10 protein-coding genes and 1 pseudogene are annotated in these 11,037 nt (G+C 37.6%); 9 read left to right on the forward strand and 2 right to left on the reverse strand.

The window, feature by feature from the left end:
* Window positions 1–5 precede the first annotated feature (5 nt).
* From AACZ30_RS02715 to AACZ30_RS02740, 6 genes and pseudogenes are all read left to right on the forward strand, one after another.
* Window positions 6–1,484 (forward strand): Gfo/Idh/MocA family oxidoreductase, encoded by a 1,479-nt coding sequence (locus AACZ30_RS02715; RefSeq protein ID WP_339647671.1) that lies wholly within the window; start codon window positions 6–8, stop codon window positions 1,482–1,484.
* A 48-nt stretch (window positions 1,485–1,532) separates the two neighbouring features.
* The gene (locus AACZ30_RS02720; RefSeq protein WP_339647672.1) at window positions 1,533–2,366 is read left to right on the forward strand and encodes a DUF1080 domain-containing protein; all 834 of its coding nucleotides are present in this window, start codon (window positions 1,533–1,535) and stop codon (window positions 2,364–2,366) included.
* Window positions 2,367–2,562: 196 nt separating this feature from the next.
* A complete protein-coding gene (locus AACZ30_RS02725; protein WP_339647674.1) occupies window positions 2,563–3,546 on the forward strand; it encodes an ROK family protein in 984 nt (327 codons plus the stop codon).
* The gene (locus tag AACZ30_RS02730) at window positions 3,500–3,658 is read left to right on the forward strand and encodes a hypothetical protein (protein ID WP_339647676.1); all 159 of its coding nucleotides are present in this window, start codon (window positions 3,500–3,502) and stop codon (window positions 3,656–3,658) included. Before AACZ30_RS02725 ends, AACZ30_RS02730 begins: the two co-directional genes overlap by 47 nt.
* 20 nt (window positions 3,659–3,678) lie before the next feature.
* Window positions 3,679–5,398 (forward strand): annotated as a pseudogene (locus tag AACZ30_RS02735) (GMC family oxidoreductase).
* A 47-nt stretch (window positions 5,399–5,445) separates the two neighbouring features.
* On the forward strand, window positions 5,446–6,099 hold the full coding sequence (locus AACZ30_RS02740) for a gluconate 2-dehydrogenase subunit 3 family protein (protein WP_339647678.1): 654 nt from the start codon (window positions 5,446–5,448) through the stop codon (window positions 6,097–6,099).
* Window positions 6,100–6,663: 564 nt separating this feature from the next.
* Here AACZ30_RS02740 and AACZ30_RS02745 read toward each other — a convergent pair.
* Entirely contained in the window at window positions 6,664–7,191 is a 528-nt protein-coding gene (locus tag AACZ30_RS02745; protein WP_339647680.1) for a hypothetical protein, read from the reverse strand.
* 115 nt (window positions 7,192–7,306) lie between these two features.
* Window positions 7,307–8,419: a formylglycine-generating enzyme family protein gene (locus tag AACZ30_RS02750; protein ID WP_339647682.1), complete on the reverse strand. Its 1,113-nt coding sequence runs from the start codon at window positions 8,417–8,419 to the stop codon at window positions 7,307–7,309.
* Between the two features lie 315 nt (window positions 8,420–8,734).
* On the opposite strand from AACZ30_RS02750, the gene AACZ30_RS02755 reads away from it, so the two are divergent.
* The 3 genes from AACZ30_RS02755 to AACZ30_RS02765 all read left to right on the forward strand — a co-directional run.
* On the forward strand, window positions 8,735–9,409 hold the full coding sequence (locus AACZ30_RS02755) for a hypothetical protein (RefSeq protein ID WP_339647683.1): 675 nt from the start codon (window positions 8,735–8,737) through the stop codon (window positions 9,407–9,409).
* A gap of 124 nt (window positions 9,410–9,533) precedes the next feature.
* Window positions 9,534–9,824: a helix-turn-helix domain-containing protein gene (locus AACZ30_RS02760; protein ID WP_339647685.1), complete on the forward strand. Its 291-nt coding sequence runs from the start codon at window positions 9,534–9,536 to the stop codon at window positions 9,822–9,824.
* A gap of 36 nt (window positions 9,825–9,860) precedes the next feature.
* The coding region (locus tag AACZ30_RS02765; protein ID WP_339647687.1) for a primase-helicase family protein at window positions 9,861–11,037 on the forward strand (1,177 nt) is incomplete at its 3' end.

The following is an 11,037-nucleotide window of genomic DNA, read 5'->3' on the forward strand; positions in this document are numbered from 1 at the left end:
TACTTATGGAAAAAATTAAAAAAGAAAGTAATAACCTCTCCAGGAGGAAATTTATCGGCACTACTGCAACGGTAGCTGCCGGTGTTACAATTGTTCCAAGGCACGTACTTGGAGGAGTCGGGTTTAAAGCTCCAAGTGATACCCTAAATATTGCAGGTATAGGCGTTGGCGGTATGGGTAGGGCCAACCTGAGGGAAATGATCAGTGAAAATATTGTTGCCCTTTGCGATGTGGATTGGAAATATGCTCAAAGAGCATTTAATGACTATCCAAATGCAAAAAAGTATAAGGATTACCGTAAAATGCTTGAGGAAATGGGCGATGATATCGATGCGGTGGTAATTGCAACTCCCGATCATATACACGCCGTAACTGCTGCCGAGAGCATGAAAATGGGAAAACATGTTTATCTTCAAAAACCCCTTACCCATTCCATCTATGAATCGAGGTACCTTGCCAAATTGGCAAAAGAAACCGGGGTAGCTACCCAAATGGGTAACCAGGGGCATTCGGGAGAAGGTACCAGGCTTTTTGCCGAATGGATTCGCAATGGGGAAATAGGAGATCCTTTGGAAGCACACTGCTGGACCAACCGACCTATCTGGCCCCAGGGACTGGAAAGGCCGGAGGAAGAACCCCCTGTGCCCGATACTCTTGACTGGGATCTGTTTATAGGCCCTGCTGAATACCGGCCTTATCATCCCGCTTATACTCCTTGGAACTGGAGAGCCTGGTGGGATTTTGGTACCGGGGCATTAGGCGATATGGGCTGTCATATAATGGATCCGGTGTATTTTGCGCTTGATCTTGGGCATCCTGCAGGCTTTGAGGGCAGTTCTTCCCAAGTCAATACCGAAAGTGCACCGGTAGCAGAAAAAGTCACCTACTATTTTCCTGAACAAAAAGATCTGGAAAAAATAAAAAGGCCTGCGCTGCAATTAACCTGGTATGATGGGGGATTGATGCCTGAAAGACCTGAGGGAATAAAACCTGGTAAGATAATGGGTGACGGAGGCGGAGGTGCTATGATTAAAGGTACCAAAGGCACCATTATTTGTAGTACCTATGGGCGCGATCCTTATATAATAGGAAGAGAAGATAATCCGCCGCAAACTAAAAAATTATTTCCACGAGTGGAAACCAGCCATGAAATGGATTGGGTAAGGGCTTGTAAAGAACCAAAGGCTAAACGGGTGGAAGCAAGTTCTCATTTTGGGTATTCTGGACCATTTAATGAAGTTGTTGTAATGGGGAATCTGGCGGTTCGCCTACAGGACCTTAAGAAAAAATTGGAATGGGATGGTGAAAACATGAAGATTACCAATATTGGAGATAGTGAAGAAATCAAAGTAGTAACTTCCGATATATTTACTGTCGTTGATGGGGATCCGAAGTTTGATACCCAGTATGCCACTATAAATGCTAAAGAAGCGGCTGAAGAATATATCAAGCACAATTACAGAGAAGGTTGGGAATTAACTTAATCCTTACTTTTAAAGAAAATTATAATTAGAGAACAAATTATGAAAATTATGATATTATCAGAACTTAACAGGAGAATAAATTTATTGCCGGTAATTTTGATTTTTTTTGCAGGTATTGTTACCGGTTGCGGCGAACAAAAAGATAAGTCTGCAGATGATGATCAGTATGAAACCCGCGCAGAAGCTACCACAGAAAATGCTGAAGAGGCCAAAATAAATGAGCTTTCTGAAAAAGAAAAAGAAGACGGCTGGTATTTGCTTTTTGACGGAGAAAGTACAGAAGGCTGGAGAGGATATAATAAAGATACTTTTCCGAATGGCTGGGTTATCGAAGATGGAGCTTTAAAAGTGCAGGGAAGCGGAGCCGGAGAAGCCGGTGGTGGTGGTGACATTATTTATGATAAAGAGTTTAAGGATTTTGAACTCTCACTTGAGTGGAAGGTTTCCGAAGGAGGAAACAGCGGGATTTTCTATTTGGCAGAGGAAATTGAGGGAGAACCTATATACACTTCCGCTCCTGAAATGCAGGTCCTCGACAATGAGCGTCATCCTGATGCAAAATTAGGAAAGGATGGAAATCGGAAGTCAGGTTCATTATATGACCTTATGCCGGCTGAGCCTCAAAATGCCAAACCTATGGGAGAATGGAACCAGGTTTCTATAATCGTGTATCGTGGCACTGTTGTTCACACTCAAAATGGTGAAAATGTAGTGGAATATCATTTATGGACCGATGACTGGAAAGAAATGGTGAAGGACAGCAAGTTTAAAGACTGGAAAAACTTCCTGAATGCCGGCGGAGATAATAAAAAAGGTTTCATAGGCCTTCAGGATCATGGCGATGATGTATGGTTTAGAAATATAAAAATTAAAGAATTATAAAAGCAATGAGTATGTGATTTAGTTTTTGGTGAAAGTGGAGGCAAATTAAGAATTGAAATTTAATTACAGTTGAATTAACCTTTAATGAAGCCTCCACTTTATTTATTTAAATCTCTTAAGCTTTAAATAAGTTAGACTGATGATCTATTAACAAAATGGTTTAAATATAGAATTTTAATAAATTTTGAAAAATTTTTTGAGTGATGATAGAGTAGTGATGACTCTATATGCAGGAGGAGCAAATTTTGTTTTTTCCGGGTTAAAAAGAGGTAAACGTATTACTTCTCTTATCGTATTACCGTCTAACGCCAATCATTTGGATAAGTGCTTACAAACAATTATTGATGGTTTCCAAAAGGTAAAGGAACTATTGCTGCCTGAAAGTGCTGTTGCAATAAGTTTTAGTTTTCCTGGTACTGTAGATTATTTAAACGGTATTATTTTTAATCCACCAAAATTCCCTTCTTTTCAAGGAGGAGTGACCCTAGGACCTATGTTGGAGGATTATTTTAATCTACCTACTTATATAAATAATGGCGGAAATATTTTTGCCTATGGAGAGTCTATTGCAGGGTTTCTTTCAGAGGTTAATAGAGGTTTTAAGAATATGGAACTTAAGAAAAAGTTCAGGAATCTGATAGGTATTACAATAGGAACTGGATTTGGTGCTGGTGTTATAGTCAATAATCAAATTTGCAACGGAGATAATTCAGCAGGTGGTGAAGTTTGGTTGATACGCAATGTATTGGAGCCAAATCTTATTGCAGAAGAAAGTGTTAGTAGTAGGGGAATTCAGGAATCTTATAAGGATTTAAGCGGGCTTAATGATTCTTTAAGTCCAAAAGAAATTTATGAAATAGCTATAGGCAAAAAAGATGGATGCCAATCTTCCGCAATCACATCTTATGATAGATTAGCTCGGGTCACCGCTGAAGCATTAGTCAACTTAATTGGAATTATTGATGGAGCAATAGTTATTGGTGGAGGAATTATGGGTGCTTCAAAATTATTGTTGCCTCAAATTTTGAAGTATTTAAATAGTACTATAGAAAACCGTAAAGGGGAAAAATTCAGCAGAATTATTTCCAAAGCTTATTCTTTTGAAAAAAAGAGTCTAAACAAAAATTTTATGCATGAAACCAGAAGAGGTAAATGTGCCCTTTTCTTTTCGGGAAATTGATGTTTTTGAAAATAAGAGTATTCCTGCAGGTATTTCTAGGTTGGGTACGAGTGAAGCTATTATGCTGGGTGCCTATGCTATAGCTTTAAAGGAGCTTAAAGAAAAAATATAAATTATATAAAAAATAAATTGATGTCAATTCAAATAAAAAAGCAATCTACAAAATATGAGGTTTGTATAGTTGGTTCTGGTGCTGGTGAAGGTATGGCGCCTAAATTGTTGGCTGATGCTGACTTTAAAATTGCACTATTGGAAGCAGGTCCAGACTTTGACCCAGCGAATGAAGAACAGCGTACTCAGCTTAGATGACCGTGGGAGTCACCTAGGAGAGGTGCGGGATCTACCCGCCCTTTTGGAGATTTTGATATGGCGTATGGGGGCTGGGAGCTTGAAGGAGAACCTTACACTCAAAATAAGAATACCGAATTTGCGTGGTTTCGATCCAGAATGCTAAGCGGTAGAACAAAGCACTGGGGGCGAATTTCTCTTCGATTTGGTCCACTAGATTTTAAAAGAAAAGATTTTGACGGGAAAGGGGATAACTGGTCAATTGGATATGAAGATGTTAAGCCTTACTACGATAAAGTGGATAAATTAATCGGAGTATTTGGATCCAAAGAAAACCTACCTAATGAACCTGATGGTTTCTTTTTACCTCCTCCGAAACCAAGACTTCACGAGTTGTATATACAAAAGGGGCCACAAGGCTGCGTGCCAATGATACCATCACGTTTATCCATCCTAACAAAACCAATTAATAAAAAAAGAGGAGCTTGTTTTTTTTGTAATCAGTGTTCTCGTTCCTGTATGGCCTATGCAGATTTCTCCTCGTCTTCAGTACTGGTTAAGCCCGCAATGGAATCTGGGAATGTAGATCTTTATGTAAATGCTATGGTAAGAGAAGTCTTAACCAATGGGGAAGGGGAAGCTACCGGTGTTTATTATATTGATAAGGAAGATTTAAATGACTACGAAATTAAAGCTAAAGTGGTAATTCTTGCTGCTAGTGCATGTAGTTCAGCTATGATCACTACTTAACTCAAAATCTTCTCAACATCCTAATGGACTGGGGAATTCTAGTGAAGTAGTAGGAAAATATTTGCATGATTCCACTGGTTCCTAGCGCGTTGGTTTTATCCCTGAGTTGATGGATAGGGAACGCTATAACGAAGATGGAGTTGGAGGGATGCACCTTTGCACCTTGGTGGTCAACGATGGTAAACATATAGGCTTTACTCGAGGCTACCATATCGAATATTGGGGTGGAATGAGTATGCATTCATATAGGTTCGGTTTTAATACTCAAGCAATAAAAGAAGCAATAGGAGATAATTCCAGTAATGCATATGGATCTGGATTAAAGAAAGATGTGAAAAAGTTTTACGGGGCTACTTTTGGTATGGCCGGAAGGGGTGAAAATATCCCTCGAAAAGAAAACTACTGTGAGATTGATCCGTCTACCGTGGATAAATATGGTATTCCCGTTTTAAAATTTAACTATTATTGGTCAGACGAGGAAGTAAGGCAGGCTAAACATGTGCAAGATACGTTTGAGGAAGTAATACATAATATGGGAGCTGTTGCGCTCGAGGATAAGCCCGGAAAAGAAAATTATGGACTCGAAAATCCAGGTATAATAATTCATGAGGTAGGAACAACGAGAATGGGAAATGATTCTAATAATTCTGTAGTTAACAAGTTTAACCAGTCCCATGATGTACCAAACTTATTCATTATGGACGGAGGACCATTTGTATCTCAAGCAGATAAGAATCCAAGTTGGACCATATTAGCACTGGCCTGGCGCGCTACGGATTATCTCATTGAAGAATTAAAAAAAGGTAATGTTTAAACTATAAGTTATGAATAGGATTCACTAAAAACGTTGGTGATGGAAGTATGGCTTCCAGCCTATTTCTTAGCAGTTGTGTAAAGGATAAAGAGACACCTATTGAAGAAGGAGATTTAATAGAAGAAAAGGAGGGATATGGAAGAACTCCAGCAGAGCAAGCAAGAGATGAAGAATTGTATTCTGAAACCTTCTTTTCTGAAGAAGAAATGGCAACCATTACTGTTTTAACTGATATTATTATTCCTGAAGATGAAGATTCTGATTCTGCTTCCGCATCTGGAGTACCAGAATTTATAGAATTCATTGTGAAGGATATACCCGACCATAAACTTTCTAAAGGAGGTGGTTTAATGTGGCTTAACAGAGAAAGTAGTAAGCGATTTGGAACAAACTTCACAGAAACATCGAAGGATGACCAATTAAAAATTATAGAGGAAATTGCTTACCCAAAAGATTTTGAAAAAAGATCACCAGGTCCTGTATTTTTTCAAAAGATAAATAACCTCGTAGTAACAGGGTTTTTTACTAGTGAGCCAGGTTTTAAATATTTGGATTATCGAGGTAATACTCCTAACGTCTGGGATGGTGTACCGAAGAACGTATTGCAAAAACATAAAATGAAATATGATGAAAGATTATTAAGAATTACTATGGATCCTACAAATAGAGAAGTAATGAATTGGGATAAATATGATATGTAATTTAAGAAATCTCCATTTTAATATCGAGAAACTTATAGTTTTCTATATGTTTTTACTACTAGTCTCGCCTGTATTAAGTGCCACAACCCTGTTCTTCCAGGGTGGCATGCTGATCCTGAAGGGGTTGTGTTTAAGGATAAGTATTGGATTTTTCCTACTTATTCGGCAACGTATGATAAGCAAGTTTACCTTGATGCTTTTTCTTCAACTGATCTGGTAAATTGGGAAAAACACGAAAGAATAATTGATACTGGAGAGGCTTTAGTTCCCGGTCGCTCAATGAAATTCACCGTAAAAATCAAAAGCAGCTTGGCTACTTAAAAAAAGTAGAAAAATTTCCCCATCTTCATTAACATAATTAAGAAGTTAACTTACTTCTTTACTATTCCATTAAAATACTCCACGCTCTTCTCGACTTCCGGTAAAGAATTACCCCAATTATATTCATATTCAATCGAGAATAGTCCCTCAAATTTTTGGCGTTTCAATTCTTTCAATATCGCTTTAATATTACTGATTCCTCATGGTACATCATGGGCGTCACTGCTTTTTCCGTTTAGATCTTTAAAAATGCCCCACATCGGCACAAGCTTTAATGTTTTCTCTGCTTTCCAATGCTTCCATTACTGTATCGGGGTGCCAATATGTGCTGGGTTTAGGATGATTGTGTAAAGCAACTTTAATATTGTATTCTCTTGCCAATCGATTAACCATATCCAGGTCTTCTTTTTTTGGTTCAGAGGTGATTATACCAATGCCCATATCCTGCGCAAACTCAAAAAGCTCTTTCCAATCTGCTTCGTTTTCACCTGAAACCACACCATAAGCAACTAATTGAATACCTTTTGAATTTAACAGTTTCTTCACTCTTTTTTTGGTTTCAGCATTCATTCCATAATGCATGGTACCTTCTATGCTATTACCTATTTCCTGGCCGGGGTAAGCTTCTACATATTTTAAATCACTGCTGCTGATTTTATCCAGTGCTTCGGCAAAAGTGAAATTTTTAAATGTATAGGCCTGCGCACCCAATTTCCAATCCAACTCTTTATTAGAATTTTGTTGGGCAATAGCCGGTTGCATGAGCAGCACCAGTCACAGTAAATTTATTTTTTTCATTTCTGTTTTTAACTAAATTAATAAAAACGTTTTAATTTAGTTAAATTTCTTTGGTTTAAGTTCATATGAAATAGTAACAGAAAAAATTCTATCTCTTATCAGAAATCATTTCTACAGTGACTACTGTTCTAAAACCGAGATGTTCTTGTGATGAATCCAAAGAATTCCCCATCCTTGCTGTGGGGCGATAGCTTGCGCAATAGGAGGCGTTGCATAAAAATGAACCTCCCTTAATTACTTTCTCCTGTATTTGTGGATTATTAGGTTTTTCAGCCCCCAATGGATTTTTGGCTAATTCCTTTTCTGATTGTTCCTTATAATAATCCGCATTGTACCAATCCTGAGTTATTTCCCAAACATTTCCGGCCATATCATAAAGGCCATAGTTATTTGGAGGGTAGGATTTTACCGGAGCTTTATTTTCAAAACCATCTGCAACTGTATTTTCGTTTGGAAATTCTCCTTCCCAAGTATTGGCTTTTTTCGACAGTTCGGTTTCATCATCCCCCCAGGAGAAGCGGGCATCTGTAAATCCTCCTTTTGCAGCATATTCCCATTCCGCTTCGGTGGGCAAACGCTTTCCAGCCCATTCACAATAAGCTACTGCATCTTCGTAAGTTATGTGAACAACAGGGTGTTCATCTTTATTTTCAATACTACTTTCCGGTCCCTGAGGATGTTTCCAATTAGCTCCTATTTTCCACTCCCACCATTGTGAATAGTCATAAAGGTTGGGCACACTATTTTTTGTTTTTTTGAAAATCAAAGAGCCCGGCTGTAAAATAGAATCGTGGGGTTTAGGAGTTCCGGGTGGAAGTTGTTTTTTCATCTCTTTCCAATCAATTTCCCGTTCTGCTACAGTTACATAACCCGTCTCTTCTATAAATTTTTTGAATTCAGCATTTGTTACTTCAGTTTCGTCCATAAAAAAACCATCAACAGCCACGGGATGTGCAGGCTTTTCATGTTTCATTGCCATAACATCTGATGATTCTGCACCCTGCTCAAATGTTCCTCCGGGAATCCATACCATCCCTTTTGGAGAAGTTATGTTAGCTGGAGGCTCTTCCAATAAATCCAAAGGTTCTTGATTTATTGAAATTTTATTCTTTGTAATATCTTGCAGTTTGTTTTCAGATTTTCTTTCCTGGCAGGAAAAAAATAGCCAAATTATTCCCAGAAGTATTGGTTGAATTTTCATTTCTATTCGATTTTATTCAAAAATTATGGATTTGTCTATTTTCAATAGGGAAATATCAACTATTTTATCGTTTTTTAAAAGTTTCCGATTTTGTTGTAGATGTTTTCAAATGAATAAAGTTTCTATACTAATAACAATTAACAAATAAAAAGTTCCTAATTATTTTAGGGTAATATAGTTTTTATCTTTAAAAGATTAATACACATTTTGAAAAATTGAAACGAATAAATGCTTGATTATTTTTTTATTATCTATTACCAAATTTTCAAATATCTTTCTTTTAGCTATATTTAATAGTCTCAATATTTGAAGACTATGGATAAATTTATTCTTGAATCTGGAAAAGCACTGGCCAGGTTAAGATCTGGAATCAATGATTTCATAGAAGATAAAATTGAGGGGAGTACTACCAATCTGATTCTTTTTATCCTTTCCTTCTTTATCCTTTTCGTTTTAAGTTTCAGTTTAATTTTTGGTGTCAAAACTATAATAGACAGTTACGTCTATTTTCTAGTACTTTTTATAGTGCTGGCAGTAATTTTGGTTTGGCTGGCCATATTCTATGAGTCCGATAAACACCTGGAGACCGACCGACATAATCTTAAGGTGGAGCCCATTAATAAGTTCCAGATAAGGTTTGAATACATCAACCTTGATAAAAACGCTAAAGAGCAGTTCTTTAGATTGCTTAAAAGCCGTAAGGTTCAGGAGAAGATCAATTTCACCGTTGGGAATAAAAGCGGAGACTCCGCAAACCACCGAATTTTGTTTGTTTTGTTCGATGAATTATTAGTTGGTGGAATTCAAGATTTCTCCGGAGAAAGGAAACGTGAGTTTTTCCAATTATTGATGAATTCATTTTTGATGAACAACGAACCGCTTAAAGAAAACACTTTAAAAACCAGTTTTTCCGCCTGGAAAAACGACCAGGAAAAAATTAATTCCAGAAACCAGCGAAAATTCATTCGGCAAATGCTAAATAAAGAATAATTATAGCATAATTTCCTTTTTATTTGAATTATCCTATTGATTTATAGGTATTTACTTTCCTAAGTTTGTCCTGTACAAAATCGTAAAAGGCCTTTTACTCATTTTTAATTTTAACCATATAGTTATGAATGAGCAGGAACAAGTAGTGGGTTTATTGGAGGACATTAAAGTGCTTCTTTCCCACACCAAAAAAGTAATCAACGTAGAGGATCTGGCACAATACACCGGGCTCTCCAAAAGTAAGATCTATAAGCTTACGCATTTGCGGCTTATACCAATGGGGAACAATCCCAACATTCGCCAAAAGTTTTTCGACAAGGAAAAGATCGATGCCTGGCTCCTAGGAGAACCGGACCTGTCTGATGCCTTTCTTGAAGATCAGTTCAATAAGGGCCTGATAAAAAACCGGAAATAGGCTCTTGCCTTTTACTCATCCTTTAAAAATTTTAAGATGAAAAAGCTAACCTATATCCGGGTGGGTACTTGCTACTATAAATTAGTTCAGCTGCCCACTATTTCCGGGGACTTTAATGAAGTTTTAGTTCCCTGGAGTCTGGAGACCCTGCGCAATGACCACGGCAAAGCTTATGTGGGCAAGATCAGAAAATATGATGGCTTTACCTGTATTCCTAGCCACCTGGATTTTAAGCAAGAGGTCTTTGGGTTTTATAACACCTATGCTCCTTTGCCTCACACGCCGACAAATGGTTCCATCGACTATTCATTGCGATTTGTCAATCATATTTTCGGAAACCAGTTTGAATTAGGACTGGATTATTTGCAGCTTTTATACCTGAAACCTATTCAGATCCTGCCCATCTTGTGTTTGGTTTCAAAAGAAAGGGTGACCGGAAAAACTACTTTTCTCAAATGGTTAAAGGCTATTTTCGATAATAACCTCACCTATCTCACCAATGATAACTTCAGCAGCCAGTTTAATGCAGACTGGGCAAACAAGCTGCTTATTTGTATAGATGAAGTACTGTTCAATAAGGAAGAACTTACCGAGCGAATTAAATACCTCAGTACTACCGATTATAATAAAATGGAGGCTAAAGGCAAAGATAAGCGTGAACTTGAATTTTTTGGAAAGTTTATCCTCTGTAGTAATAATGAAGATAACTTCATAAAGATCGATAGCGATGAAACCCGTTTTTGGGTGCTAAAAATACCTTCCCTTAAAACAGAAGAAACCCAATTTTTAGAACATCTAAAAAAAGAAATTCCGGCTTTCTTGTTTTACCTGCAACACCGGGAATTAGATACAGCCCATAAAACCCGAATGTGGTTTACCCCGGAACAGATTAGGACAAATGCCCTGCAAAATTTAATGCGCAATAACAGGAACCGGGTAGAAAAGGAACTTGCTAGTATGCTTCTAAGTGCTATGGAAACTTTTGATTTGGAAGAAGTAAATCTATGCCCTATGGATGCGCTCCAAATTTTAAACCACACCCGGGTTAGGACCGATCTTACCCAGTTGAGACAAATACTAAAAAATGACTGGAAATTAAAGAACCAGGATAATTCCCGTACCTATAAAAAAATAGTCATGTGGACGAATGGTCTGGCACCAATTCCCGGTAAAGGTCGCTACTATACCATAGAGAAATCCTTCTTGCTTGGGA

It is taken from the genome of uncultured Salegentibacter sp. (assembly GCF_963972535.1).
Classification (GTDB): Bacteria; Bacteroidota; Bacteroidia; order Flavobacteriales; family Flavobacteriaceae; genus Salegentibacter.